Source organism: Massilia sp. SYSU DXS3249 (assembly GCF_053668055.1).
Genome location: NZ_JBSIPX010000010.1, coordinates 44,573 through 69,980, shown reverse-complemented (window position 1 = coordinate 69,980; position 25,408 = coordinate 44,573). Strand labels below are relative to the sequence as shown.

The 25,408-nt window shown below is 66.9% G+C and carries 21 protein-coding genes; 13 read left to right on the top strand and 8 right to left on the bottom strand.

All coding sequences use genetic code 11. The annotated features are described in order from the left end of the window. Positions 1-74 precede the first annotated feature (74 nt). The 3 genes from ACWCIA_RS13325 to ACWCIA_RS13315 form a co-directional block, all read right to left on the bottom strand. Positions 75-1,472, bottom strand: a complete 1,398-nt coding sequence (locus ACWCIA_RS13325) for an amino acid permease (RefSeq protein ID WP_454163948.1) — start codon at positions 1,470-1,472, stop codon at positions 75-77. A gap of 91 nt (positions 1,473-1,563) precedes the next feature. Continuing rightward, the gene (locus tag ACWCIA_RS13320) at positions 1,564-2,370 is read right to left on the bottom strand and encodes a prolipoprotein diacylglyceryl transferase family protein (RefSeq protein WP_454163947.1); all 807 of its coding nucleotides are present in this window, start codon (positions 2,368-2,370) and stop codon (positions 1,564-1,566) included. A 130-nt stretch (positions 2,371-2,500) separates the two neighbouring features. Beyond that, positions 2,501-3,853: a hemolysin family protein gene (locus ACWCIA_RS13315; protein ID WP_454163945.1), complete on the bottom strand. Its 1,353-nt coding sequence runs from the start codon at positions 3,851-3,853 to the stop codon at positions 2,501-2,503. A gap of 286 nt (positions 3,854-4,139) precedes the next feature. Here ACWCIA_RS13315 and ACWCIA_RS13310 point away from each other — a divergent pair, with 286 nt between their 5' ends. From ACWCIA_RS13310 to ACWCIA_RS13295, 4 genes are all read left to right on the top strand, one after another. Beyond that, entirely contained in the window at positions 4,140-5,063 is a 924-nt protein-coding gene (locus ACWCIA_RS13310) for a bile acid:sodium symporter family protein (protein WP_454163943.1), read from the top strand. Positions 5,064-5,267: 204 nt separating this feature from the next. Next, positions 5,268-5,999, top strand: a complete 732-nt coding sequence (locus tag ACWCIA_RS13305) for a hypothetical protein (protein WP_454163941.1) — start codon at positions 5,268-5,270, stop codon at positions 5,997-5,999. A gap of 45 nt (positions 6,000-6,044) precedes the next feature. Continuing rightward, entirely contained in the window at positions 6,045-7,037 is a 993-nt protein-coding gene (locus tag ACWCIA_RS13300; RefSeq protein ID WP_454163939.1) for an amidohydrolase family protein, read from the top strand. A 196-nt stretch (positions 7,038-7,233) separates the two neighbouring features. Next, on the top strand, positions 7,234-11,205 hold the full coding sequence (locus ACWCIA_RS13295; protein ID WP_454163937.1) for a CheR family methyltransferase: 3,972 nt from the start codon (positions 7,234-7,236) through the stop codon (positions 11,203-11,205). 9 nt (positions 11,206-11,214) lie between these two features. On the opposite strand, the gene ACWCIA_RS13290 is transcribed toward ACWCIA_RS13295, so the two are convergent. After that, positions 11,215-11,628: a secondary thiamine-phosphate synthase enzyme YjbQ gene (locus tag ACWCIA_RS13290; protein WP_454163936.1), complete on the bottom strand. Its 414-nt coding sequence runs from the start codon at positions 11,626-11,628 to the stop codon at positions 11,215-11,217. A gap of 14 nt (positions 11,629-11,642) precedes the next feature. Continuing rightward, a complete protein-coding gene (hmgA, locus tag ACWCIA_RS13285) occupies positions 11,643-12,953 on the bottom strand; it encodes a homogentisate 1,2-dioxygenase (protein WP_454163934.1) in 1,311 nt (436 codons plus the stop codon). 114 nt (positions 12,954-13,067) lie between these two features. On the opposite strand from hmgA, the gene ACWCIA_RS13280 reads away from it, so the two are divergent. The 6 genes from ACWCIA_RS13280 to ACWCIA_RS13255 all read left to right on the top strand — a co-directional run bounded on the left by ACWCIA_RS13280 (position 13,068) and on the right by ACWCIA_RS13255 (position 18,754). Beyond that, positions 13,068-13,988, top strand: coding sequence for a LysR family transcriptional regulator (locus tag ACWCIA_RS13280; protein ID WP_454164137.1), 921 nt, complete (start codon positions 13,068-13,070; stop codon positions 13,986-13,988). A gap of 121 nt (positions 13,989-14,109) precedes the next feature. Further along, complete coding sequence (mtoX, locus tag ACWCIA_RS13275) at positions 14,110-15,438, top strand: methanethiol oxidase (RefSeq protein ID WP_454163933.1); 1,329 nt, start codon at positions 14,110-14,112, stop codon at positions 15,436-15,438. 8 nt (positions 15,439-15,446) lie between these two features. Then, complete coding sequence (locus ACWCIA_RS13270; protein WP_454163931.1) at positions 15,447-16,148, top strand: SCO family protein; 702 nt, start codon at positions 15,447-15,449, stop codon at positions 16,146-16,148. Between the two features lie 252 nt (positions 16,149-16,400). After that, positions 16,401-17,489: a 4-hydroxyphenylpyruvate dioxygenase gene (gene hppD, locus ACWCIA_RS13265; protein WP_454163929.1), complete on the top strand. Its 1,089-nt coding sequence runs from the start codon at positions 16,401-16,403 to the stop codon at positions 17,487-17,489. 169 nt (positions 17,490-17,658) lie between these two features. Continuing rightward, positions 17,659-18,024: a CidA/LrgA family protein gene (locus tag ACWCIA_RS13260; protein ID WP_454163927.1), complete on the top strand. Its 366-nt coding sequence runs from the start codon at positions 17,659-17,661 to the stop codon at positions 18,022-18,024. Beyond that, complete coding sequence (locus tag ACWCIA_RS13255) at positions 18,017-18,754, top strand: LrgB family protein (RefSeq protein WP_454163925.1); 738 nt, start codon at positions 18,017-18,019, stop codon at positions 18,752-18,754. Before ACWCIA_RS13260 ends, ACWCIA_RS13255 begins: the two co-directional genes overlap by 8 nt. Before the next feature lie 62 nt (positions 18,755-18,816). Here ACWCIA_RS13255 and ACWCIA_RS13250 read toward each other — a convergent pair whose 3' ends face one another. Then, a complete protein-coding gene (locus ACWCIA_RS13250) occupies positions 18,817-19,452 on the bottom strand; it encodes a hemerythrin domain-containing protein (protein ID WP_454163923.1) in 636 nt (211 codons plus the stop codon). A 447-nt stretch (positions 19,453-19,899) separates the two neighbouring features. Between ACWCIA_RS13250 and ACWCIA_RS13245 the strand changes: the two genes are divergently transcribed. Continuing rightward, on the top strand, positions 19,900-20,808 hold the full coding sequence (locus ACWCIA_RS13245) for a manganese catalase family protein (RefSeq protein ID WP_454163921.1): 909 nt from the start codon (positions 19,900-19,902) through the stop codon (positions 20,806-20,808). Positions 20,809-21,003: 195 nt separating this feature from the next. After that, positions 21,004-21,912 (top strand): ZIP family metal transporter, encoded by a 909-nt coding sequence (locus ACWCIA_RS13240; protein WP_454163919.1) that lies wholly within the window; start codon positions 21,004-21,006, stop codon positions 21,910-21,912. Positions 21,913-22,085: 173 nt separating this feature from the next. On the opposite strand, the gene ACWCIA_RS13235 is transcribed toward ACWCIA_RS13240, so the two are convergent. Both ACWCIA_RS13235 and ACWCIA_RS13230 read right to left on the bottom strand, forming a co-directional pair. Beyond that, positions 22,086-22,664 carry a dienelactone hydrolase family protein gene (locus ACWCIA_RS13235; protein WP_454164135.1) on the bottom strand — a complete coding sequence of 193 codons (579 nt, stop codon included), beginning with the start codon at positions 22,662-22,664 and terminating at the stop codon, positions 22,086-22,088. 216 nt (positions 22,665-22,880) lie between these two features. Then, entirely contained in the window at positions 22,881-24,236 is a 1,356-nt protein-coding gene (locus tag ACWCIA_RS13230; RefSeq protein ID WP_454163917.1) for an MFS transporter, read from the bottom strand. Positions 24,237-24,375: 139 nt separating this feature from the next. On the opposite strand from ACWCIA_RS13230, the gene cyoA reads away from it, so the two are divergent. Next, positions 24,376-25,407: a ubiquinol oxidase subunit II gene (gene cyoA, locus ACWCIA_RS13225; RefSeq protein WP_454163915.1), complete on the top strand. Its 1,032-nt coding sequence runs from the start codon at positions 24,376-24,378 to the stop codon at positions 25,405-25,407. The last annotated feature ends 1 nt before the right edge of the window (position 25,408 follow it).

Genomic DNA, 25,408 nt, shown 5'->3' with positions numbered 1-25,408 from the left:
GCCGCGGCATCGGCAAGCGCACGAAAGGCCGCGTGGAGTCAGGACTCCACGCGTCATGCTCGCATCCCCGCGGCTTACGCCGCGCCAGCCCGCCGCTGCCGCACCACATACCCCACGCACAGCACCAGCAGCCAGGCCGGAATCAGGTACACCGACACGCGCAGCCCCGGCGTCTCGTACATCACCCACAGGATGCCGGCCAGGAAGGCCAGGCACAGGTAGTTCGAGAAGGGCACGAAGGGGCTTGGGAACACCGTCTTGCGCCCCGCACGCGCGCTGCGGAAACGCAGGTGCACGATCGAGATCGTCGCCCAGTTGATGATCAGGCCCGCCACGGCCAGCCCCATCATCAGCCCGAAGGCTTCGCCCGGCAGGAAGTAGTTGACGCTGATGCAGACGCCGGTGGCCAGCGCCGATACGCCCAGCGCCGCCAGCGGCACGCCGCTCTTCGTCAGCTTGAGCAGCGCGCGCGGCGCATTGCCCTGGGCGGCCAGGCCGTAGAGCATGCGGGTGTTGGCATACACGCCGCTGTTGTAGACCGACAGGGCGGCGGTCAGCACCACGATGTTGAGCGCGGTGGCAACGGCCGGGGTGTCGAGCGCGGCGAAGATCAGCACGAAGGGGCTGCCGCCTTGCACCACCTTGGTCCACGGGAAGAGCGACAGCAGGATGAACAGGGCGCCGATATAGAAGATCAGCACGCGCCACAAGGCCTGGTTCGTCGCGCGCGGGATCGAGCGCGCGGGGTCGTCCGCTTCGGCGGCGGTGATGCCGATCAGCTCCAGGCCGCCGAAGGAGAACATGATCACGGCCATCGCCATCACCAGCCCGTTGACGCCGTTCGGGAAGAAGCCGCCGTGGCGCCACAGGTTGGCCACGCCGGCTTCCGGGCCGGCCGTGTTCGAGACGAGCAGATAGCCGCCGAACAGGATCATGCCGATCACGGCCACCACCTTGATCACGGCGAACCAGAATTCGAGCTCGCCGAAGGCCTTCACGTTGAGCAGGCTGAAGGAATTGATGACGCCGAAGAAGACCAGCGCCGAGACCCAGGTCGGCACTTCGGGGAACCAGTACTGCACGTAGATCCCGACCGCCGACAGCTCGGCCATGCTGACCAGGATGTACATCACCCAGTAGTTCCAGCCCGTGATGAAGCCCCCCATGTGGCCGACGTACTTGTCCGCGAAGTAGCTGACCGAACCGGCAACCGGTTCCTCGACCACCAGCTCGGCCAGCTGGCGCATGATCAGGAAGGCGACCAGGCCAGCGATGCCGTAGCCGAGCAGCACCGAAGGACCGGCCATCTGGATGGTCTGGGCGATGCCGAGGAAGAGGCCGGTGCCGATCGCGCCGCCGAGGGCGATGAGCTGGATGTGGCGGCTCTTGAGGCCGCGCTTGAGTTGTTGCGCCGGGGCGCCGGCGGATGCTTGCGCCGGAGCGTGGGTCGCCGTGTGGGTGGATTCAGTCATCGCCGCTGAGCCAGTATGCAAAAGTAAATGATTCTAAAGCATACCGGCCCGTGCAGCGCTGCAATATTGCGGCGGCTGCGTGAAGCTGCCGCTATCGTACGCCGAGGGCGCGCAGCTGCTCGTTCAGTTGCGCACGCGACAATTCGCCCATGTGGCGCGCCACCAGCCGGCCGCGGGCGTCGTAGAAGAGGGTGGTCGGATAGCCTACCGCATTGGCCGCGCGCGCCACCTGGCGTGCCGGATCGAGGGTGACATCTTGCAGAACGATGCGTTCGTCGTCGAGGTAGCGGCGGATGGCGGCGGCGTCCTCGCCCTGGTTCACGAAGACGAAGGCGACGCCCGGATTGGCCGCCTGGGCCGCGCCCAGCGCCGGCATCTCGCGCCGGCACGGCGGACACCAGGTCGCCCACAGGTTGACCACCGTCGGCTTGCCGGTGGCGGCCAGCTGCAGGGTGCTGCCGTCGAGGCGACGCAGGGCGAGGTCGGGGATCGGCGCCGGCGCCGGGCCGGCCGCGGCAAAACCGACCGTCGCCGCGGCCCATACGCCGACGCCGGCCAGGCTGGAGCCCAGCAGCGGCCGGCGCAGCGCAGCCTGGCGCCGCGCCGCCTCCAGCCCGATCGCCAGCGCCACCAGCAGGCCGGCAAAGGCAACGAAGCCGCCGTCGCGGATGTCGAGGATGGCAAGCGGGTCAAGCAGATAGGTGTCGAGGTGCTTGAGCACGAAGGCCGCGCGCGCCGCGAGCAAGCCCCAGAGCGCCATCTGCCACAGGGCCGGCGCGGGATCGGCCGCCCGCCGCCGCGCCCACCAGGTGGCGGCCATGCCGGCGGCCGCCAGCGCAAGCAGCGGCGCCAGCACGCGCACCGGCAGGGCCAGCGGCCCGATGTTGATTGCATCCATGTCGTATCCCAGGTTGGTCGAGCTCGTCAGTGACGACATCCTAACCCGGCAGTATTAGCGGAAGATTAAGAGGAGGGGTGTTGCCTCGACCAGCTTTGGTTCGTGCGGCGGGAATGCTCCCTCGGACCCGCTACGACGCGTTGTTGTCCTGCACCTCATCCCGGTCCGCTTCCTCTGGCGGGGCCGGCACGTGGGTCACCAGCAGGCGGTCGATGCGGTTGCCGTCCATGTCGACGATTTCGAAGCGGTACTCGCCCCAGGCCACGACCTCGGTCGGCTGCGGAATGTAGCCGAGCTGGTAGAGCATGAAGCCGGCCAGGGTGTGGTAGGCGCCGGCCTCCTCGCCGGGGAAGCGCACCGCGGTCGCCATCAGGTCGCGGAAGCGGTCGAGCGCCATGCCGCCGTCCATCAGCCAGGTGCCGTCCTCGCGCTGGACGGCGTCCGGGTCGTGCTCCTCGCCGATGACGGTGACGTCGCCGACCAGCGCGCTCATGACGTCGGTGAGGGTGACCATGCCCTGGATGTCGCCGTATTCGTCGACGATCAGCGCCAGTTCCGCATTGTTCTTCTTGAACAGCTCCAGCAGCGCCATCGCACTGACGGTTTCGGGCACGTACAGCATTTCCTGGGTGGCGGCTTCGATGTCGATGGCGTCGAGCGTGCCGGCGCGCACGGCCTGGGCCAGCAGGTCGCGGGTGTGGACGAAGCCGACGATGTGCGAGCGGTCGCCGCGGCAGACCGGCAGGCGGCTGTAGCGGCTGCCCGCGATGCGTTCGAGGTTGTCCGCGCGCGGGTCTTCGAGGTCGACGAAGGTGACGTCCACGCGCGGCGTCATCAGGGACTTGAGGTGCTGGTCGTCCAGGCGAAGCGCGCGCTGGACGATGTCGTATTCGGTTTTTTCGAACACGCCGGCGTCCGTGCTCTCCTTGATCATGCCGGTGATGTCTTCCTCGGTCGGCGCTTCCTCCTTGTGGCGGCCCATGCCCAGCAGGCGCACGATGCCTTCGGTCGCCAGCGCCAGGATCTTGACGAAGGGGAGCATGAGTTTTGACAGCAGCCGCAGCGGCGGGGCGATGAGGGTGGCCATCGCCTCCGGGTACTGCATCGCGATGCGCTTGGGGACGAGTTCGCCCAGGATGATCGAGGCGAAGGTGATGCAGACCACCACCAGGCCGAGCGCGACCTGGTAGGCATAGGGCGCGATCACAGGGATTTGCTGGAACTGCGGGGTCAGCTGGGCCACCAGCGAGGCTTCGCCGAAGGCGCCGTTGAAGATGCTGATCAGGGTAATGCCCACCTGCACGGTGGAGAGGAAGTGGCTGGGCTCGTCGGCCAGGTCGAGCGCCGCGCGCGCCCCGCGGCTGCCTTCGCCGGCCGATTTTTCGAGCCGCATGCGCTTGGCCGACACCAGCGCCAGTTCCGACATCGCGAATACGCCATTCAGGAGAATCAGGAAAAGGATGATCAGTATGCTGGTCAACATGGCGTACGGGGTAGTCTCCGAGCGGCTTGCCGGGCCGGTTCCGGGGCGCGCATGGCGCCGGTTGATAATTGGATGACATCATCGCACGGCATGCTGCGCAGGCCTCGCACGACTCGCGGCGATGCCCGCGCGATACAAAAGCTTGTCAATATGCTTCGAAGTATGTTTTCCTGATGCAAACACTGAGCTGGCGCAATGGGTCGCTCCGGGACCGAACCCGGGCGGCCGGCGCCGTGTCCAACACAAGCATACGAGCCGCCGCGGCGCGGCCAGGGGAGACCAGACCATGCAGGGAGATATTGTTTCGAGTGTGTTGTTGCCGGCGGCGCTGGCCTTCATCATGTTTTCGCTGGGGCTGGGCCTGACCCCGCCGGACTTCGCCCGCATCGCCCGCCAGCCGCGCGCGCTGATCGTCGGCGGCCTGTGCCACTTCGTGCTGCTGCCGCTGGCGTGCTTCGCGATGATCAAGGTGGCCGGCATCGGCGGCGTCTTTGCCGTCGGCTTCATGATCCTGGCGGCATGCCCGACCGGCTCCACCTCGAACCTGCTGACCTACATCGCGCGCGGCGACGTCGCCTTGGCCCTGAGCTTCACCGCCGTGGCCAGCGTGCTGACCATCTTTACCCTGCCGATGATCGTCTCCTTCTCGCTGGAGCACTTCCTCGGCACGGCCCAGGCGGTATCGGCGCCGGTGGGCGCGATGATGGGGCAGATCTTCCTGATGGTCGGGCTGCCCGTGGTGATCGGCATGCTGGTGCGTAACCGTGCGCCGGGCTGGGCACGGCGCGCCGAACCGGTGGCGACCAAGGTCGCCACCGTGCTCTTCATCCTGATCGTCGCCGCCGCGGCCGCCAAGAACTGGGCGCTGCTGCGCGATAACTTCGGCACCCTGGCGCCCTTCGCGGTGGCGCTCAACGTCGCCATGCTGCTGTGCGGCTTCCTGGTCGCGCGCCTGGCCCGCCTGTCGCGCCGCCAGTCGATCACCCTCGGCATCGAGACGGCCGTGCAGAACGCGACGCTGGCCCTGGTCATCGCCAGCACTGTCCTCAAGCAGGATGCGATGGCCATTCCCGGCGCCCTGTACGGCGTGCTGATGTATGCCGGCGGCCTCGTGTTCGCGTATTCGATGCGGCGCTTCGCGACCGACGACACCGGCGCACCCCTGCAAGGCGCAATTCGTAGGGTGCGGGGGGGGCGCCGAGCCTCCTGACCCCACGCGTTTTCGAGCGCCTGCACCGCTGCACCTCCACACTCGGCCAGCAAGGCACGATCGGGTGACCCTCGAGGGCGGCTCTGGCGCGCATGCGCGCGCCGTTCACCCCTCCATTTCGACCGTTCGTCGCGCGCCCCCTGCAACCGCAGGTCGGGCGCTGCTATAGTGCGCCATCCAAACAAGAGGGAATAAGGGCCATCCATGCGCACTTGTGTTTTGTTGATCTCGCTGGCGCTCGCCGGCAGCGTCCAGGCAGCCGACGGCTTCGCGGCCGGGCATCGCAGCATCCCGGACGAGGGTGAGACCCAGGCCAGGCCGATGAGCTGGCGCTACGGCTTGCTGGAGGCGGCGCGCGAGGCCTTCGACGAAGGCGTGGCGGCGCGTGCGCCGGGCGCTTACCTGCGCTTTCGCCTGCCCAGGACCGATCCGGCGCAGGACGGCAACCGGGTCGAGATCGTAACGAGCGGCCAGCAGGTCGCGCTGGCCATGGTGACGAACACGGCCTTCGCGCTGCCGCCCGCCGGCAAAGTCGGGGACGACGACGCCGTGGTGGTGGTCAACCGGACCTTCCGCAAGGGCGACAACCTCCATCCGAACATCGAGGTGCGCTCGCCCGGCCTGCCGGACGGCGTGCGGCGCGTGGGCGACATGCGCCTGGCGTGCGCGGCGCAGATGGCGATGGCGAAAGCCGAAGGCCTCAAGGTGCGCGCGGTGCTGGGGGCGGTGGGCCTGTTCGGCCTGAACATCTGCGACAAGATGGAAATCGCCAAATTCGATACGCCACGCCTGCCCTACGACAGCATCACCATCGAAGACGGCGAGCACCGCCTGGTCATCGCGAAGTCGAAGCGCGAGACGCCGCAACTGGGCGACAGGACCTGGTCCGACAATGCCCGCGTCAGCTATACCCTGGCCGGCCAGGCGGTGCAGTAAGCCCCGGGCCATCCTTACCCATCCGCCAGCCCACCGGAGGCATCCATGAAGATCAAGCCGTTCTCCATCGCGTTTTCCCTCGTTGCGCCGCTCCTGGCGCTGGCGGCCTTGCTCGCCTGCGGCCCGGCCCGGGCGCAAACCGGCCCCGTGGCCGACCACCACCAGCACGTCTTCAGCGACGAGATCATCGCGCTGATCGGCCCCGGTTCGGAACTCAAGACCCTGTCGGCGAAGGAGCTGGTGCCGCTCCTCGACGCGGCGGGCATCCGCAAGGCCGTGCTGCTGTCGACGGCCTACATGTACGGCAGCCCGAAGCGCAAGCTGGAGGACGAATTCGCGCGCGTGCGCCGCGAGAACGACTGGACCGCGGCGCAGGCGGCCCGGTATCCAGGGCGCATGATCGCCTTTTGCGGGATCGCGCCCCTGAAGGACTATGCGCTCGAGGAAATCCGGCGCTGCGCGGGCAAACCCGGCCTGAAGCACGGCATCAAGCTGCACCTGGGGAATTCGGACGTGCAGCTCGAGAACCCGGCGCACGCCGCCCGCCTGGCCGAGGTGTTTGCCGCCGCCAACGCGCAAGGCATGGCGATCCTGGTGCACATGCGCGCCAGCATCGGCAACAAGCGTCCCTACGGAGCCGAGCAGGCGCGCATCTTCCTCGACAAGGTCTTGCCGGCCGCGCCAGACGTGCCGGTGCAGGTGGCGCACATGGCCGGTACCGGTCCCGGTTTCGAGGACCCGCCGGCGCGCGAAGTGCTGGCCGAACTGGCGCAGGCGGTCGAACGCGGCCACCCGGCCACGCGGAATTTGTGGTTCGACGTGGCCTCGGTCGCCGACCGCGACATCACGCCCGAGGCGGCGGCGCTGCTGGCAAAACGCATCCGCCAGGTCGGCGTGGCGCGCGTGCTGTACGGGACCGATTCGGCGCAGGGCGACAACCTGCGCCCGGCCGAGGCCTGGGCCGCCTTCCGCAAGCTGCCCCTGAGCGAAGCGGAGTTCGCCCAGGTGGCCGGCAACGTCGCGCCTTATTTCCGGTAGCGAGGAAGGGAAGGTGGGCGGGGCCTGCCGCGCCCCGCCATGCATCGTGCATGCGCTGAGCGCACACGCCTTGCCGGCCGCATCGCATCCTCAGGGTCAGGCTACTTGCATCGACGGGAAGTATTACACGCGTCTTGTCATCTGAGTTACACTTTCATTGTGTGAAACCCAAGAAAGTGGCCGTGTTGGCTGTGTAATGGATACGTGGAACAAGGCCAATCCGGCTTCTCATTCGGCAGTTGATACCCAAGCGTTCCCGGTCGTCGGTATCGGCGCTTCCGCCGGCGGCTTGCGCGCCCTGCTGACCCTGCTCGAAAACATGCCGCCGTCGCCCGGCATGGCGCTGGTCGTGGTGCTGCACCTGTCCCCGGATGTCCCGAGCGCGGTCGACAAGCTGCTTCAGCGCGCGACCGACATGCCGGTGGTCCAGGTGGCCGGCCGCACGCCCATCCTGCCGAACCGGGTGTATGTGATTTCGCCCGGACGCAGCCTGAGCATCGAAGACGGCCACCTCGTGGTCGACGCGCTGAAGCGCCCGCTGGGCATCCCGATCACCATCAACATTTTCCTGCGTACCCTGGCCGAAGCGCAGGGAGCACGCGCCATCGGCGTCATCCTCTCGGGCCTGGGCTCGGACGGCAGTGCCGGCCTGGCCAATATCAAGAAGCATGGCGGCGTCACGATTGCCCAGCAGCCCGGCGACGCCGAGGAAAGCAGCATGCCGCAGGCGGCCATCGATTCCGGCATGGTCGACTTCGTCCTGCCGGCGCAGCGGATGGCGGCGAAGCTGCTCGAGATGCGCGACAGCTTGCAGGCCGTCGTACACCTGGATACCGGGGAAATGTCGGACGAGAAGGCCGGCGAGGGCGGCGCCGTCGAGATCGGGCGCGACCAGGAGCCGGCGCTGGAGACGGTATTGAGCCTGCTGTGCAAGCGCACCGGCTACGACTTCCGGCAATACAAGCGGCCGACGATCCTGCGCCGCCTCGAACGGCGCCTGCAGGTGCGCGGCGTGCCCGACCTCGAGGCTTATCATCGCTTGCTCGAACAGGACCGGCGCGAATCGAAAGCCCTGTTGCAGGACCTGCTTATCGGCGTGACCAGCTTCTTCCGCGACCGCGAAGCCTTCGACTGCCTGGAACAGGCGATCCTGCCGCGCCTGTTCCAGGACAAGGGGCCGGCGGACGAGCTGCGCGCCTGGGTGGCGGCCTGTTCCAGCGGAGAAGAAGCGTATTCGGTGGCCATGCTGCTGGCCGACCATGCGTCGGCGCTGACGGCGCCGCCGGCGCTCCAGGTTTTTGCCTCCGACATCGACGAACGGGCGATTGCGGTCGCGCGGGGCGGCCGCTATCCGGCCGGGATCGCCGCCGACGTGCCGCCCGAGTACCTGGCGCGCTATTTCACGCAGGAAGACAGCCACTACAAGGCGCGCAAGCTGCTGCGCGACCGCATCCTGTTCGCCCCGCACAACCTGCTGCAGGACCCCGCGTTCTCGCGGCTCGACCTGATTACCTGCCGCAATTTCCTGATCTACCTGAACCGCGAAATGCAGATGCGCGTGCTGGAACTCTTCCACGCCGCGCTCAATCCCGGCGGCTACCTGTTCCTGGGCAGTGCCGAGTCGACCGAGATGGCGCCCCACCTGTTCAGCCCGGTCGATGCGGGACATCGGCTGTACCAGGCGAAACCGTCGGCGCGCTTGACGCGCCGCCTATCGGTGCCGCCGGGCAAGATCCTGGCGCCGGTGGCGCTCTTCGACCACGGCCGTGGGGCGCCTGCCGGCCGCCGCGGGCGCGGCGCCTCGTTCGCCGAGGTCCACCGGCGCCAGCAGGCGCAGGTCGCGCCGCCCAGCCTGCTGCTCGATGCCCAGGGAGGGGTCCTCCATGTCTCCGAGCACGCCGGCGAGTTCCTCCACCACGCTGGCGGCGAACCGAGCCGCAGCGCGCTGGCGCTGGTCCGGCCTGAGCTGCATGCCGACCTGCGCACCACCTTGTACCAGACCCGGAAAACCGGCCGTCCGGCACGCTCGGCCCCGATCCCAATCGACAGGGACGGCCAGCCGCGCGTGCTGAGGCTGGCGGCCCTGCCGTGCGCCGACGAAGGCGTCGATCACGGCCTCATCTTGCTGCAGTTCGAGGAACTCGACGCCGCGGCCGCCGGCTCGTTCACCGGCAACGCCGCAGGCCAGGAGGATGCGCGCGTGCGCGAGCTCGAGGAAGCCCTGGGCCACGCGCGGGCCAACCTGAAGCAGACCATCGAGGAGAGCGAGGCGGCCAGCCACGACCTGCTGCTGGCCAACGACGAGCTGCAGGGGCTGGTGGAAGAACTCCGTTCGCGCATCGATACGCTCGAGACCGGCAGGGAAGAACTGCAGTCGCGCAATGAAGAGCTGCATACCGTGAATGCCGAACTCCAGATGCGGGTCGAGGAAACCGCCAAGGCGAACGACGACCTGAGCAACCTGATCGCCTCGACCGACATCGCCACCCTGTTCCTCGACCACGAGCTGCGCATCCAGCGCTATACGCCGCATGTCGCCGGCATCTTCAACATCATCGCTGCCGACATCGGCCGGCCGCTGGCCCACCTGACCCACAGGCTCGATTACCCGCAGCTGGCCGAGGACGTGGCCGGCGTGCTGGCGACCCTGGAACCGGCCGAGCGCGAGGTGCGCAGCCGCGAGGGCCACGACTACATCGTGCGGGTGCACCCCTACCGCACCGCCTACGAGCGGGTCGAGGGCGTGGTGGTCACCTTCTTCGACATCAGCAGCCGGCACCATGCGGAAGCGGCGCTGCGCGCGAGCGAGGAAGAGTTCCGCCTGTTCGTCACGGCCAGCTCGGACATGCTCTACAAGATGAGCCCCGACTGGAGCGAGATGCGCACCCTGCAGGGCAAGCACATCCTGGCCGATACCGACGACCCGACCGGCAGCTGGCTCGAGAAGTACATTCCCGAAGACGAGCGCCCGCGGGTGCTGGCCGCCATCCATGCCGCGATCGAGACGAAGAGCATCTTCCAGCTCGAGCACCGCACCTTCGGCGCCGACGGCAGCATCGGCTGGACCTTCTCGCGCGCCGTCCCGCTGCTGGACGCCGGCGGCAACATCGTCGAGTGGCTGGGTGCCGGCAGCGACATCACCGAGCGCAGGCGCGGCGAAGACGCGCTGCGCGCGAGCGAGGCCCGGCTCGCCTCCGAGCTGGCGGGCACCAGGCTGCTGCAAAGCCTGAGCACGCGCCTGATTCCGGAACAGCGTCCCGAGGACCTGCACGAGGAGATCCTGGATGCGGCGATCACGCTGATGAAGGCCGACGCGGCGACGATCCAGCTGCTCGAGCCCGATGGCGGTCAGCTGCGCCTGATCGCGTCGAGGAACATCCACCCGCAGGCCCAGGAATTCTGGCAGCGGGTGGACACCGGCCATGCCAGCGCCTGCGGCGAGGTGCTGCGCACCAACGCACGGGCCGCCGTGGAGGACGTCGATGCGAGCCCGGCGATGGCCGGGTCGGGCGACCTGGCGGAGTTCCACCGCTGCGGCCTGCGGGCCGTGCAGTCGACGCCGCTGCGGGCGCGTTCCGGCCGCCTGATCGGGATGATCTCGACCCACTGGCGCGCGCCGCGCCGCATCGCCGAAGAAGACTTCTACCTGTTCGACGTGCTGGCGCGCCAGCTGGCCGACCTGATCGAGCGCACGCAGAGCGAGGAGGCGGCGCGCGCCTACGAGGCCCGCCACCGCGCCGACCTCGAACGGCAGGTGCAGGAGCGCGCGGCGGAGCTGAAACAGAGCCACGACTTGCTGCAGGCGACCATGGATTCGTCGACCGACGCGATCCAGGCGTTCGAGGCGGTGCGCGACGAGGCCGGCGTCATCGTCGATTTTCGCTGGATCCTGCAGAATGCGACGGCCGCGCAGACGAACGGCGACGTGCTCGGCGAGCGCGTGCTGGAGAAGAACCCCGGCGTGCTCGCCACCGGCATCTTCGATACTTGGCGCGAGGTGGCCGAAACCGGCGTGCCGCAACTACGCGAACGCCACTACACGCACGAACAGTTCGACGGCTGGTTCCTGCAGTCGGTGGTCAAGCTGGGCGACGGCGTGGCGACCACCACCAAGGACATCACGCAGTGGAAGCAGGCGCAGGAAGAGGTCATGCGCCTGCGGCCCTAGTGTCTCCCTTTAGCCGATCACCGTGACCACCACCGAGCGCCGGTGCGGCGCCGTGCGGTGCTCCCACAGGTAGATGCCCTGCCAGGTGCCGAGCAGCAGGCGGCCGCCGCCGACCGGCACCGTAACCGCCGTATCGGTCAGCACGTTGCGCACGTGGGCGGCCATGTCGTCCGGGCCTTCGTCGTCGTGGCGGTAGGCCGGGTCGCCGTCCGGCGCCAGGCGGTTCAAGACCATGTCGAGGTCGCGCCGCACGTCGGGGTCGGCGTTTTCCGTGATCGTCAGCGAGCAGCTGGTGTGCTGCACGAACACCTGCGCCAGCCCGCATTGCACGCCGGACCCGGCGACGACTTCGGCCACCTCGCGCGTGATGTCCTGGGTGCCGCGCCCGCGGGTCGGAAAATGCAGGATGGCCTGGTACGCCATGGCTGGTTTCCCGCTTACGGCGTGGGCCGGAAGTGCTTGCGGATGCCGTTCCAGCAGTCCTGGTAGCCGGCCTGCAGCTGGGGCGAGGCCAGCGCGTGGCTTGTGGGGCACAGCACGTGGCGCGTCTCGAACATGAAGGCCATGGTGTCGGCTACTTTGGTCGGCCGGCTGGTGTCGGCGTTGCTGGCCTTGTCGAAGGTGGCCGCATCCGGGCCGTGGCCGCTCATGCAGTTGTGCAGGCTGGCGCCGCCCGGCACGAAGCCCTCGGCCTTGGCGTCGTAGGCGCCATGCACCAGGCCCATGAACTCGCTGGCGACGTTACGGTGGAACCAGGGCGGGCGGAAGGTGTCCTCGCCGGCCAGCCAGCGCGGCGGGAAGATGACGAAGTCGAGGCTGTCGACGCCGGGCGTGTCGCTCGGTGACTGCAGCACCAGGAAGATCGACGGATCGGGGTGGTCGTAGCTGATCGAGCCGATGGTGTTGAAGTGGCGCAGGTCGTATTTGTAGGGCGCGTAGTTGCCGTGCCAAGCGACCACGTCGAGCGGCGAATGCTTGATGTCGGCTTCCCACAGGTTGCCGCAAAACTTGGCGACCAGGGTAAAGGCGCCTTCGCGTTCCTCGTACTTCGCCACGGGCGTGAGGAAGTCGCGCGGGTTGGCCAGACCATTCGAGCCGATCGGGCCCAGGTCGGGCAGGCGCAGCAGGGCGCCGAAATTCTCGCAGATGTAGCCGCGCGCCTCGCCGTCGGGCAGGCGCACCTGGAAGCGGATGCCGCGCGGGACGACGGCGATTTCCTGCGGCTCGAGGTCGATGGTGCCCAGTTCGGTGGCGATCTCGAGGCGGCCGTGCTGCGGCACGATCAGGAGCTCGCCGTCGGCGGAGTAGAAGAAGCGGTCGGTCATCGAGCGGTTGGCGGCGTACAGGTGGATCGCGCAGCCGCTCATCGCTTCAGCCGAACCGTTCCCGGCCATGGTGACCCAGCCTTCGATGAAATCGGTCGGCGCGTCCGGCATCGACAGCGGGCTCCAGCGCATCTGGTTCGGCGGCGGCGCGACCTGCGTGAAATTGCCGACGATGCGGCCGTTGCCGATCTGGCGGAAGGAACCGTGCATGGCGGCCGGGCGGATCCGGTACAGCCAGGAGCGGCGGTTGTGCGCGCGCGGGGCGGTGAAGGCGGTGCCGGAGATCTGCTCGGCGTACAGGCCGTAGGCGACGCGCTGCGGCGAATTGCGGTGCTGGGGCAGGGCGCCAGGCAGGGCTTCGCTGGCGAATTCGTTGGCGAAGCCGGACTGGTAGCCGTCCCGGGTGCCGATGTGCTGGGTCATGCGCGTTCCTCGTAATCGCGTTCGATGTCGTCTCAAGGCGAACTGTATGTGAGTCGTTGGTGTTTTACGACATGAATAGATGAATGTAGACTATTTATGTCATCAATATCGGGAGTGCCCGTGATCGAGCCCCATTCCATTGACCTCAACCTGCTCGCGGTGTTCCAGGAAGTCTACCGCGAGCGCCAGATTTCCAGCGCGGCGCGCCGTCTCGAACTGACCCAGTCTGCCGTGAGCAATGCGCTGGCGCGGCTGCGGCGCCTGTTCGGCGACGAGCTCTTCGTGCGCACGGGGCAAGGCATGCAGCCCACGCCCTTTGCCGAAAGCCTGGCCGGGCCGGTTGGCGCGGCCCTGGCCCAGGTCTCGCTTGCCCTCAACCAGCGCAGCGTGTTCGACCCGGCCGCCAGCACCCGCCGCTTCACGATCGCGATGACGGACGTGGGCGAGGTGCACTTCATGCCGGCCCTGATCGAACGCTGCCGGGTGGCCGCGCCGGGGTTGCAGCTCAGTTCGGTCCGCGCCGGGAGCATCGCGCTCAAGGAAGAGATGGAGAGCGGCCGCGTCGACCTGGCCATCGTTCCCTTCGAGGACATTTCCGAAGCGCTCTACCAGCGGCTGCTGTTTCGCCAGCCGTATGTGAGCATGATGCGGCGCGGCCATCCGCTGCTCGACGCGAAGAACGGCAAGGTCGACCTGGCGCGTTTCGCCGCCGCCGAGCACCTGCTGGTGGATTCCGGCGACAGCCCCTACGAGCGCATCAACCAGTTGCTGGAAAAGGCGGGCGTGGGCGGCTCGACCCGCTTCCGGGTGCCGCATTTCACGGCCGTGCCCTATATCGTCGGCAGCAGCGACCTGGTGGTGACGGTGCCGCAGAAGCTGGCCGAGCGCGCCGGGCCGCCCTTCGGGCTGGCCTGGATCACGCCGCCGCTGGCCTTGCCGGTGCTGCAGACCAATATGTTCTGGCACCGGCGCTACAACCAGGATCCGGGCAACCGCTGGCTGCGGGGATTGGTCGCGGAAACCTTCGGCGAATGAGCGCTGGCGAAGCCTGAGTTCGATTTCTCCGTCTGCCTTGATCTGGCTCAAACCCTATCGCGTACGGCCAGCGATGCTAATGCATTGCGATTTTTCCATGGCAAGACGACAGGAGATCAAGATGCGGTTGAATCGTTTCACCCGTGCGGCAACGCTCGCCGCCGTGCTGCTTGGCCCCGGCCTCCCGTTCGCCCTCGCGGACGAGACCTGCAATTCTCCCTACCTGTCGAACCTGATCAGGGGGCAGGAAGATTACGTGTACGTGTGGACGCTGGGCGTGCAGGGCATGGGCGACGGTTCCGACAAGCTGGTCACGCTCGATGCGAATCCGAAGTCGCCCACATTCGGCAAGGTGATCGCGCAGGTGTCGGTGGGCGTGCGCGGCGAGGCCCACCATGCCGGCTTCACCGACGACCGGCGCTTCCTCTGGGCGGGCGGGCTCGACGACAGCAAGATCTACGTCTTCGACATCCACACCGACCCGGCCAAGCCGCGCCTGGTCAACACGATCGCCGATTTCGCCAGACGCTCGGGGCTGGTCGGTCCGCACACCTTCTATGCGCTGCCCGGCAGGATGCTGGTCGGGGCATTGTCGAACGCGAAAGACGGCGGCGGCAAGACCGGCATGGCCCTGTACAACAACAAGGGCGAGTTTATCCGCACCTACGACATCCCGAGTGCGCCCGCCATGGCCGGCGGCGACGGCTACGGCTACGACCTGGCCATCAACCCCGGCCGGAACGCGATGCTGAGCTCCAGCTTCACGGGCAAGAAGAACTACATGACGCCGCTGGGCACCCTGATCAAGGACCAGGGCGCAATGAAGCAGTTCGGCAATACGATGGTCGTGTGGAACCTGAAATCCATGCAGCCGGAGCAGGTGCTCCAGGTGCCGGGCGCGCCGCTCGAAATCCGCTGGGCGCTGAGGGAGGGCGAGGACTGGGCGATCACGGCCACCGCGCTCACTTCGAAGCTGTGGCTGGTCCGGAAGGACGGCAAGGGGCAGTGGCAGGCGAAGGACGTGGCCACCATCGGCGACCCGGCCAAGACGCCGCTGCCGGTCGACATCTCGATGCGGGCCGACGGCAAGGGCCTGTGGGTGAACACCTTCATGGACGGCACCACCCGCTACTTCGACATCAGCAACCCGGAAGCGCCGCGCCAGACGTATGCAAAGAAGACCGGTTCCCAGGTCAACATGATTTCGCAAAGCTGGGACGGCAAGCGCGTATACGTGAGCTCCTCGCTGCTGGCCAACTGGGACAAGACCGGCGCCGACAACGAGCAGTTCGTCAAGCTGTTCGCCTGGAACGGCAAGGCCCTGGACGAACAGTGGCAGGTCGATTTCTACAAGCTCAAGCTGGGGCGGCCGCACCACATGAAGTTCGGGGCGAAAACCGGGCAGCAGGCGGCGTACGCGGTGGAACCCGGGCGGGTCGCCAGCCGGTGAAGGCCGGCATGTGTCCGCGCCGGGGCCGGTGGTGCGCGGGCTTCCTGGCCGCCGCCCTCGGCGCAGGGAGCGTCGCCACCCAGGCTGCCGCGCAACCGGGCGTGCCGGCGCTGGCCTTCGTGCCGCCCGCGCCCGGCAGCTACCGCCTGGAGCGGATCATGCGCTCGCCCGACGGCCTCGTGCTCGAGAGCGACGGCAGCCTGCGGCGCCTGTCGGAATTCACGACCGGCAAAATCACCCTGTTCTCCTTCATCTACACCTATTGCACCGACGCCAGGGGCTGCCCGCTGGCCTGGTCAACCCTGCACAGCCTGAAGGGCAGCATCGAACGCACGCCGTCCTTGCACGGCAAGGTGCGCTTCGTCAGCATGAGTTTCGATCCCGTGCACGACACGCCGGCGGCGATGCGCAGCTACGGCGGGCAAGAAGCACGCGCCCGGGGCGGCCTGCGCTGGCATTTCCTCACCACCCGCAATGGCCGCGAACTGGCGCCGCTGCTCGACGGCTTCGGCCAGGACGTGTCGGTGGCCGCGGTCCAGCCTTACGGCCAGCGCGTGCCGGTGCTCAGCCATCTGCTGAAGGTCTACCTGCTCGACGCCGCCGGCGACGTACGCGAGATCTATTCCACCTCCTACCTGCACCTGGCCGTGCTGCTGGGCGACATCCAGACCCTGCTGCGCGAGCCGCCGGCCAGGCGCCAGCTTCGATAAGCCGCTTCCTGCCGGGGCCGGTCTCGGGTATGCTGCGCCGCGAGCATGCCGATTCGACATCATTGCACGACAGCGACGCCCAAAGGCGTATCATCTCGTGCTGGATGCTGCCCAGCCGCCAGAGAGGCGGCCGGATCGCATGGAAAGGGTGGCCGGCGCCAGGAGTGCCGGCTTGACGTTCCGCCCGGCGCCGTTGCCTACCCGGTATCCGCGCCGCCGGAGGAGACAATATTGCAACAAAAGGAAAACAAGATGGCTGACCTGTTTGAGAATCCAATGGGCCTGATGGGCTTCGAATTCGTCGAGTTCGCATCCCCGACCCCGGGCGTGCTGGAGCCGCTGTTCGAAAAGCTGGGCTTCACCATGGTGGCAAGGCACCGTTCGAAGGATGTGGTGCTCTACCGCCAGGGCGAGATCAATTTCATCGTCAACAACGAGCCGAAGAGCTACGCCGCCTACTTCGCCGCCGAGCACGGCCCGTCCGCCTGCGGCATGGCCTTCCGCGTCAAGGATTCGCATGCCGCCTACAAGCGCGCGCTGGAACTGGGCGCCCAGGCCATCGAGATCCCGACCGGCCCGATGGAACTGCGCCTGCCGGCCATCAAGGGCATCGGCGGCGCGCCGCTCTACCTGATCGACCGTTTCGAAGACGGCAAGTCGATCTATGACATCGACTTCGAATTCATCGAGGGCGTCGAGCGCCGCCCGGTCGGCCACGGCTTGCAGATCATCGACCACCTGACCCACAACGTGTACCGCGGCCGCATGGCCTTCTGGGCCGGCTTCTACGAGAAGCTGTTCAACTTCCGCGAAATCCGCTACTTCGACATCAAGGGCGAATACACCGGCCTGACCTCGAAGGCCATGACGGCGCCGGACGGCAAGATCCGCATCCCGCTGAACGAAGAGGGCAAGGCCGGCGGCGGCCAGATCGAGGAATTCCTGATGCAGTTCAACGGCGAAGGCATCCAGCACATCGCGCTGCTGACCGACGACCTGGTCTCGACGGTGGACCGCCTGCGCGCCTCGGGCGTGCCGCTGATGAGCGCGCCACCGGAAACCTATTACGAGATGCTCGACGGGCGCATCCCCGGCCATGGCGAAAACCCGGCCGAGCTGCAAGCGCGCGGCCTGCTGCTCGACGGTAATGTCGTGGACGGCAAGCCGCGCCTGCTGCTGCAGATCTTCTCGGAGACCCAGCTGGGGCCGGTGTTCTTCGAATTCATCCAGCGCAAGGGCGACGATGGCTTTGGCGAGGGTAACTTCAAGGCGCTGTTCGAGTCGATCGAGCGCGACCAGGTGAAGCGCGGCGCCATCGGGAAGACGGCGGAAGTGGCGTAACGACGTAGGGAGGGCACTTGTGCCCACGCTGTACGGCATCCGAATACCTTCTTGGGATGATCTGGCTGCTGGCAGCGCTCACCCTTGCCAGCTGTGCCGGACGTTTCGATATGCCTGGGTAGTACCGCGTGGGCACGAGTGCCCACCCTACGAACATCAAGGAGACGCCTTGCTGCCCGCATTCGCCATCCTGCTCCTGTTCCAATGCCTCGGCGAAGGCATCGTCTTCCTGCTCGGGCTGCCCGTGCCCGGCCCGGTGGTCGGGATGGTGCTGCTGTTCGCGGCGCTCCTGCTGCGGCCGGCGCTGCAGGCGCGCATCGAGGCGGCGGCCAACGAGCTGCTGCGCCACCTCTCGCTGCTGTTCGTGCCGGCCGGCGTCGGCATCATTGCGGCAGCCGGCAGCGGCAGCGGACACTGGCTGGCGATCCTTGCCGCGCTGGTCGTCTCGACCCTGCTGACCCTGGCCGTGACGGCCTTCATCCTGCGCGGGCTGGCGCCCGAGCCGCCTCCACCCACGAAAGACGGCGATGCCTGACCTGGCCAGCCTCGGCCATTTCTGGGTCTACCTGTCGGCCTCGCCTCTGGCCGGGCTGACGCTGACCCTGTGCGCCTATGTGCTGGCGCAGGCCGTCTATGCGCGCTGCCGCTATTCGCCCCTCGCCAATCCGGTGGCGATCGCGATCGTCCTGGTCAGCCTGGTGCTGCTGGCGAGCGGCATGTCCTATCAGCGGTATTTTGCCGGCGCCCAGTTCGTCCATTTCCTGCTCGGCCCGGCGACGGTGGCGCTGGCGGTGCCGCTGGCGCGCCAGTTGCCGCGCATGCGGCGCGCGGCCGTGCCGCTGCTGTGCGCACTGGGCGCGGGATGCGTGACGGCGATCGTCAGCGCGGTGGCGGTGGTGATGCTGCTGGGCGGTTCGGCGGAGCTGGCGCGCACCAGCGGTCCTAAGTCGGCGACGACGCCGATCGCGATGGCGGTGTCGGAACGCCTGGCGGGCGTGCCGGCGCTGACCGCGGTGCTGGTGATCGGCACCGGCATCTTCGGGGCGGTCACGGCGCGTTTCCTGTTCAACGCCATGAAGATCGATTCGCCGGCGGCGCGCGGGTTTGCGCTGGGCGTGGCGGCGCACGGCATCGGCACCGCGCGGGCCTTCCAGGTCAGCCTCGAGATGGGCGCATTTGCGGGACTGGGGATGGGACTGAACGGCATCCTCACGGCCGTGCTGGCGCCGTGGCTGGTGCCCTGGTTGATCGATTTCCTCGCCTGAACATGCAGTTCGGCCTGCGGGCAGCGCCGGCGGGCCGAAGAGTCATTCAAACGCTCACCAGCTTACATGCCGTGCGGCGTCGAGTTGGCGTTCGCCCAGGTATGGGTGTTGGCTGCCGAACCGCCCGGTTTTTTCACGAAGGCGCGCATTGCGAACAGGGCGCTGGCCAGGCCGACGACGACCGCCGTGGTGCTGCCCGAGAAGCCGACCGCGTGGCTCTTGGCCAGCTTGCCTGCTTTCGGCGCCACCAGTTCCATGCGGCGCTTGGTCATCTGCGAGCCGAGTTCCGACAGGCGTGCCTTGGTCATCAGCATTTCGGCCTGCGGCAGCAGGGTGGTTTCCTCGTCGGCCACGTGGTGGATCACGTCGCGCATCAATTCCAGCAGCAGCTTGTCGTGGCGCGGGTCGGAACCGCTGGTACGGCGCAGTTCGGCGATCATGCGGCGCATGTCGTTGTGCTCGGGTTCGGCCTTGTGGACGAAGGGCTCGCCCTTGTCGAGCTGGCGCATGACGGGGTAGAAAACTTCCTCTTCCAGCGTGGCGTGGATCTCCAGCGCCGTGCAGATCGTCTCCGCCAGGGCCTTCTTGACGCTTGGCGCCTTGTCCTTCGTGTACTGGTGGAACGTGACCATCACGTGTGAGTGATCGAAGCGGATCATGTCCGTGATGGTCGGGCTCAGTTGGTTCAAGGAAAACATTTGGCATCCCTCCGTATTGACGATTGACCAACATCCTAGCCCCGCTGCTGGGCGCACAACGTAGGAATGTATCGCAGCGCCTTGTCAGCGCAGACCGCGCGACCGGGCTGATGTTCGCTGGTCCATTGAACGGTATGCCGCTGATAGTTTGTCGATGGAAATGGCCGTTGTGCCCCGCCATCGGTCCGGCGTATGGAAAAATTGTGTGACTGAAAGTAGTTCCCGCTCGAACAGAAATCTTCCCGGAAACGACTTAACACACTTTAACTGTTTGTCATTGTAGTCCTACATGGATACGGCGAAGCGACTGATTACTTGCTAATCCAACACTGCGAAGATGAGCCATGTTCGACTGGCGGCAGCAGCAGTGCAGCCGCGCAGCCGCTTATGAAAGGCGTCGCACGCATTCGCGTGGACGCTTAGTTTTAATCTATCGGAGGAGTCGGAATGTTTGCACACAACAAACGCCTGCAATACACCGTCCGCGTCAGCGGGCCGAATCCCGGACTGGCCAACCTGATGCTGGAACAGTTCGGCGGCCCACAGGGCGAACTCGCCGCGGCCATGCGCTACTTCACCCAGGCCGTATCGGAAGACGATCCAGGCCGCAAGGACATGCTGATGGACATTGCCACCGAGGAGCTCAGCCACCTCGAGGTCATCGGGCACATCGTCGCCATGCTGAACAAGGGCGCCAAGGGCCAGCTGGCCGAGGCCGTCGACAGCGAAGCCGAGATGTACCGCAAGATCACCGGCGCCGGCAACGACAGCCACGTGACCCAGGTGCTCTACGGCGCCGGCACGCCGCTGGTCAACTCGGCCGGCGTGCCCTGGACGGCCGCCTACATCGACTCGATCACCGAGCCGACCGCCGACCTGCGTTCGAACATCGCCGCCGAAGCGCGCGCGAAGATCGTCTATGAGCGCCTGATCGCCCTGACCGACGACCCGGGCGTGAAGGAAGCGCTGGGCTTCCTGATGACGCGTGAAGTCGCGCACCAGAAGTCCTTCGAGAAGGCCTTGTACTCGATGGAGTCCAACTTCCCTCCAGGCAAAATGCCGGTCGATCCGCGCTTCTCCAGCGTCTACTTCAACATGTCGCAGGGCGAAGGCGAAATGCGCGGCCCATGGAACCAGGGCCCGCAATGGGACTTCGTCACCGACCGCGAGAAGCAGATGGCGGTCGACGGCGGCAGCGGCGAAGCCGAAGTGAAGCTGCCGGCCGACGACATCAAGGTGCTCAAGCAGATGCAGGTGCGCACGATGTCCGATCCATCCAAGGATCCGCAGACCGGCGCCGAGCTCGGCCTCGATCCGTCGACGCCGAAGGGCGCCTCGGCGGTCAGCAAGCCGTAATTGCAGGGCAGGCGGCGCGCAGGGCGTCCGGGCTCCGGACGGTCGTGCGCGCCGTCCTTCTGTAAAGGTATAAGCTCGACCTGGATGATTGACTTGCATAAGCCTGGCCGGCATCGCTTGACGCCGTCCAGGAGTGCCCCGGACACCCCGCCGCGTGCGGGGTGTTGAAGTTCCGGCGGACAGAAAGGATCGTGGATGGACTCGGAAACACGCAAACTCGGCTGGACGGGCGCGTTCGTTCGCGCGCTCACCGTACGGCGTGTGATCGGCCTGGCGATTTGCTCGGTGGGTTGCCTGCTCCTGCTCGGCAGCCTGGTCGAGCAGATCATGAACGCCAACCCCAAGATGCATGCCGCCTTGCTGGGCGGCGGGACGGCGGCCGCGGCAACCGCGCTCGGCACCTTGCCCGTCCTGTTTTCACAGAATTTTTCGAAGCGCACCTATGACTGCTTCCTTGGCTTCGGCGCCGGGGTGATGCTGGGTGCGACGGCGTTTTCGCTCGTCATCCCGGCGCTGGCCGCCGCCCGGTCCGCCGGTGCGGGGCCCTGGGAAGCGAGCCTGCTGGCCGGCGCCGGCATCATGGCCGGCGCGGGCGCCATCCTCCTGATGAGCCGGGCGATCGAGCCGGGCGACGTCCTCGAACGGCACGCGGGGGGCAGTTCGCTGCGGCGCGCCTGGATGTTCGTCACCGCGGTGGCCTTGCACAACCTGCCCGAAGGCCTGGCGATCGGCGTCGCCTATGCCGGCATCGACATGGAAAAGGCCCACTCCCTGATGACCGGCGTCTCGATCCAGGACGTGCCCGAGGGCCTGGTGGTCGCCCTGGCGCTGCGCACGGTCGGCTACAGCCGCCTCACCGCGGTGGGCCTGGGTGTGCTGTCGGGCCTGGTCGAACCGGTGGCGGCCGCCTTCGGCGTGGCGCTGATCGGCATTTCGGCGGGCATGCTGCCGATCGCCCTGGCGGCGGCGGGCGGCGCGATGCTGTTCGTGATCGTGCACGACGTAATTCCGGAAATGCGCGAAAACGGGAATGAAACTTCGGCGACCATTGCGCTGGTGTTCGGATTTATCCTGATGACGGTGCTGGACACGGCGCTGGCGTAACGTAAACGTAGGGTGGGGTCCCGATCCCACGCGTTTGCAGCGTCTGAGTAGACGCGGCGCACCGCTCAGGAACGTGGTCGACATATATGTCGCCGTGATGCACACGCCGCACCGCGTGGGGTTGCCATTGAAGCCCCCGGCTTTAATGTCCCCACCCTACATTCGATCACGGTTCAAAAATGCCGCACGAACCACGCGCTGGCTAGCGCCGACACCTGCTCCAGCGCCCCCGGCTCCTCGAACAAATGCCCGGCTTCGGGCACAATCTCCAGCGCCTTCTCGCATTGCATCGCGTCGTAAGCCTGCCGGTTCAGGTCGACCACCACGCCATCGGCTCCCCCAACGATCAATAGGGTCGGCGCGATTACCTGCGCCAGGGCGCTCCCTGCCAGATCGGGCCGGCCGCCGCGCGAGACCACGGCGGCGATGCCGGTGCCGCTGTCGGCCGCCAGGCGCAGCGCTGCGGCGGCGCCGGTGCTGGCGCCGAACAGGCCCAGGGGCAGGGGAGCGGTGAGGGGTTCGGTGCCGAGCCAGGTGGCGGCGGTGTACAGGCGCGCGACGAGCACGTCGATGTCGAATCGGTTGCGGTAGACGGCGTCTTCCTCGACGGTGAGCAGGTCCAGCAGCAGGGTGCCGATCCCGGCCGCGCGCAACTCGGCGGCGACGGCGTTATTGCGCGGGCTGAAGCGGCCGCTGCCGCTGCCATGCGCGAAAAGCACCATGCCGATCGGCGTGGCCGGCAGCTCGAGCATGCCGTCGAGCCCGACGCTGCCTGCGGGGATGGTGACGAGGAGCTTGCGTGTCACGGTGCACCTGCGAGGTGAAGACGCCGCCAAAAGCCTGCGTCAAATGCACTTAGACCACTTCGGAAACGAAAAAATCCGGCGAACAGGGCGTTCGGCCGGATTTTCGAGGAGCTTACCCCAGAGCAGCGCGCAAGAGGCATCGCGCTGCGCTGGGTTCCTTTATCAGTCGCGGATCTCCAGCTTGCGGTTCAGGCTCAGTGCCGCCAGCGAACCGACGGCGCCCGACAGCAGGTAGAGGCTGACGTAGCCGAGGCCGAAGTGGGCCGACAGGCCGAGCGCGACCAGCGGGGCAAAGGCCGCGCCGACCAGCCAGGCCAGATCGCTGGTCAATGCCGCGCCGGTGTAGCGGAAGCGCGATTCGAAGTTCGAGGTCACCGCGCCCGCCGCCTGGCCGTAGGACAGGCCCAGCAGGCCGAAGCCGATCAGGATGAAGGCGTTCTGGCCGGCTTCGCCGCCGTCGATCAGCATCGGCACGAAGGCCGAGAAGATCGCGATCAGGGCGGCGAGGGTGCCGAGCGTGGTGCGGCGGCCGACCTTGTCGGCGACCAGGCCGGAAATCAGGATGCAGACCGCGGCGACGCCGGCGCCCCACATCTGGATGTGCAGGAACTCGCCGATAGGGCGGGTGTCGTACAGTTGCATCCACGACAAGGGGAATACCGTCACCAGGTGGAACAGGGCGTAGCTGGCCAGGGCGGCGAGGGCGCCGATGACCACGGTCGAGCCCTGCTTGCTCATCAGCTCGCCGACGGGCGAGGGGTCGAGTTCATGGGCGTCCAGCAGGCGCGAGTATTCCGAGGTGGACACCAGGCGCAGGCGCGCGAACAGGGCCACGACGTTTAGTGCAAAGGCGACAAAGAACGGGTAGCGCCAGCCCCAGACCAGGAAGTCGTCGCCCTGCAGATTTTCCAGCAGGAAGGCGAACAGGCCGGCGGCAATCAGGAATCCCAACGGTGCGGCGAGCTGGCCGAGCATCGCGTACCATCCTCGCTTGTGTTCGGGGGCGTTCAGGGCCAGCAGCGAAGGCAGGCCGTCCCAGGAGCCGCCCTGCGCCACGCCTTGGGCGATGCGCATCGCGGAGAGCAGCACGATCGACAGCATGCCGATCTGGCCATAGGTCGGCAGGAAGGAAATCGTGACGGTGGCCGTTCCCATCAAAAATAGCGCGATGGTCAGCTTGATCTCCCGGGAGAATCGCTCCTGGATCTTCATGAAGACGATGGTGCCGAGGGGGCGCGCGATAAAGGCGAACGCAAAAATGGTAAAGGAGTAGAGTGTGCCCTCGAGCCGGTCTGCCCACGGGAAAAATACCGCAGGGAAGACGAGCACCGAGGCGATCGCGTAGACGAAGAAGTCGAAATACTCGGAGGCGCGGCCGATGACCACGCCGACTGCGATGTCCGCCGGGGCGATATGGCCGTCCCGGGCATTGATGTTGCGGGCCCCGCTGCAGGGGGCGGTTACGGGTGCGGAGCCTGGCTGAGAACCGGCGCCGCCGTACGTCGTCGTGCTTTGCATAATCTTCGTCTCCAGGTAGGTCGACGGCCTAAGATTCCCCTGGCCTGGGCAAGGGTGGGACAAAACGTCCAATGTGCAACGAAGGCCGATGGCAGTACAGTAGCATGTTCTCATTCCCATGTAACGTTAGATACCTAGCATGATTCCTAAAATTGTCCGTCCCGGGCTTTCACTCCTCCTGCTTGCAGTGCTGTCCGGCTGCAACACGGTGGTGATGAATCCAGCCGGCGACATCGCAAGGCAGCAAGCCGACCTGATCAAGGTTTCGGTCTGGCTGATGTTGATCATCATTGTTCCGGTGATGATCCTGACCGTCGTATTCGCGTGGAAGTACCGCAAGGGCGCCAACGCGAAATATGAACCCGATTGGGATCACTCGACCAAGCTCGAGCTGGTCATCTGGGGCGCGCCCCTCCTGATCATCATCGCGCTCGGCCTGATCACCTGGATCAGCACCCACAAGCTCGACCCGTACCGCCCGCTGGAGCGCCTGGACGAGAATCGTCCGATCCCGGCCGGCACCAAGGTGCTGGAAGTGCAGGTCGTCTCGCTCGACTGGAAGTGGCTGTTCATCTACCCGGAGCAGGGCATCGCCACCGTCAATGAACTGGTCACCCCGATCGACACCCCGATCCGCTTCAAGCTGACCTCGTCGACCGTGATGAACACCTTCTACATCCCGACCCTGGCAGGCATGATCTACACGATGCCGGCGATGGAGACGACCCTGAACGCCGTCATCAACAAGACCGGCGACTACAAGGGCCTGTCGGCGAACTTCAGCGGCGACGGCTTCTCGCACATGCGCTTCGCCTACCGCGGCACCACCCAGGCCGATTTCGACGCCTGGGTCCAGAAGGTCAAGTCCAGCCCGTCCCCACTCGGCCGCGCCGACTACCTGACGCTGGAAAAGCCGTCGGAAAAAGAGCCGATCCGCCACTACGGCACGGTCGACCCTAGCCTCTACATGGCCATCCTGAACCGCTGCGTAGCCGAAGGTGCGCCGTGCATGCACCAGCAGATGCAGCAGGACGCCCAGCGCGCCGCCAGCGCCGCCGCGGTGCGCCGCCTGCCGATGAACGCCGAGCAGCGCCAGGTCGCCCTGGCCAACGCCAAGGCAGGCGCCGTGACCGAAGTCTGCGAAACCCCTACCAATTCTGTGAAGAAGTAAC

Excerpts from the sequence above, each read along its gene's own strand:
- mtoX (WP_454163933.1), top strand. The coding sequence starts at position 14,110 with ATGCGGTTGAATCGTTTCACCCGTGCGGCAACGCTCGCCGCCGTGCTG.
- ACWCIA_RS13305 (WP_454163941.1), top strand. The coding sequence starts at position 5,268 with ATGCGCACTTGTGTTTTGTTGATCTCGCTGGCGCTCGCCGGCAGCGTC.
- ACWCIA_RS13290 (WP_454163936.1), bottom strand. The coding sequence starts at position 11,628 with ATGGCGTACCAGGCCATCCTGCATTTTCCGACCCGCGGGCGCGGCACC.
- ACWCIA_RS13315 (WP_454163945.1), bottom strand. The coding sequence starts at position 3,853 with ATGTTGACCAGCATACTGATCATCCTTTTCCTGATTCTCCTGAATGGC.
- ACWCIA_RS13320 (WP_454163947.1), bottom strand. The coding sequence starts at position 2,370 with ATGGATGCAATCAACATCGGGCCGCTGGCCCTGCCGGTGCGCGTGCTG.
- ACWCIA_RS13325 (WP_454163948.1), bottom strand. The coding sequence starts at position 1,472 with ATGACTGAATCCACCCACACGGCGACCCACGCTCCGGCGCAAGCATCC.
- ACWCIA_RS13295 (WP_454163937.1), top strand. The coding sequence starts at position 7,234 with ATGGATACGTGGAACAAGGCCAATCCGGCTTCTCATTCGGCAGTTGAT.
- cyoA (WP_454163915.1), top strand. The coding sequence starts at position 24,376 with ATGATTCCTAAAATTGTCCGTCCCGGGCTTTCACTCCTCCTGCTTGCA.
- ACWCIA_RS13270 (WP_454163931.1), top strand. The coding sequence starts at position 15,447 with ATGTGTCCGCGCCGGGGCCGGTGGTGCGCGGGCTTCCTGGCCGCCGCC.
- ACWCIA_RS13230 (WP_454163917.1), bottom strand. The coding sequence starts at position 24,236 with ATGCAAAGCACGACGACGTACGGCGGCGCCGGTTCTCAGCCAGGCTCC.
- hppD (WP_454163929.1), top strand. The coding sequence starts at position 16,401 with ATGGCTGACCTGTTTGAGAATCCAATGGGCCTGATGGGCTTCGAATTC.
- ACWCIA_RS13235 (WP_454164135.1), bottom strand. The coding sequence starts at position 22,664 with ATGCTCGAGCTGCCGGCCACGCCGATCGGCATGGTGCTTTTCGCGCAT.
- ACWCIA_RS13250 (WP_454163923.1), bottom strand. The coding sequence starts at position 19,452 with ATGTTTTCCTTGAACCAACTGAGCCCGACCATCACGGACATGATCCGC.
- ACWCIA_RS13240 (WP_454163919.1), top strand. The coding sequence starts at position 21,004 with ATGGACTCGGAAACACGCAAACTCGGCTGGACGGGCGCGTTCGTTCGC.
- ACWCIA_RS13310 (WP_454163943.1), top strand. The coding sequence starts at position 4,140 with ATGCAGGGAGATATTGTTTCGAGTGTGTTGTTGCCGGCGGCGCTGGCC.
- ACWCIA_RS13255 (WP_454163925.1), top strand. The coding sequence starts at position 18,017 with ATGCCTGACCTGGCCAGCCTCGGCCATTTCTGGGTCTACCTGTCGGCC.
- ACWCIA_RS13300 (WP_454163939.1), top strand. The coding sequence starts at position 6,045 with ATGAAGATCAAGCCGTTCTCCATCGCGTTTTCCCTCGTTGCGCCGCTC.
- hmgA (WP_454163934.1), bottom strand. The coding sequence starts at position 12,953 with ATGACCCAGCACATCGGCACCCGGGACGGCTACCAGTCCGGCTTCGCC.
- ACWCIA_RS13245 (WP_454163921.1), top strand. The coding sequence starts at position 19,900 with ATGTTTGCACACAACAAACGCCTGCAATACACCGTCCGCGTCAGCGGG.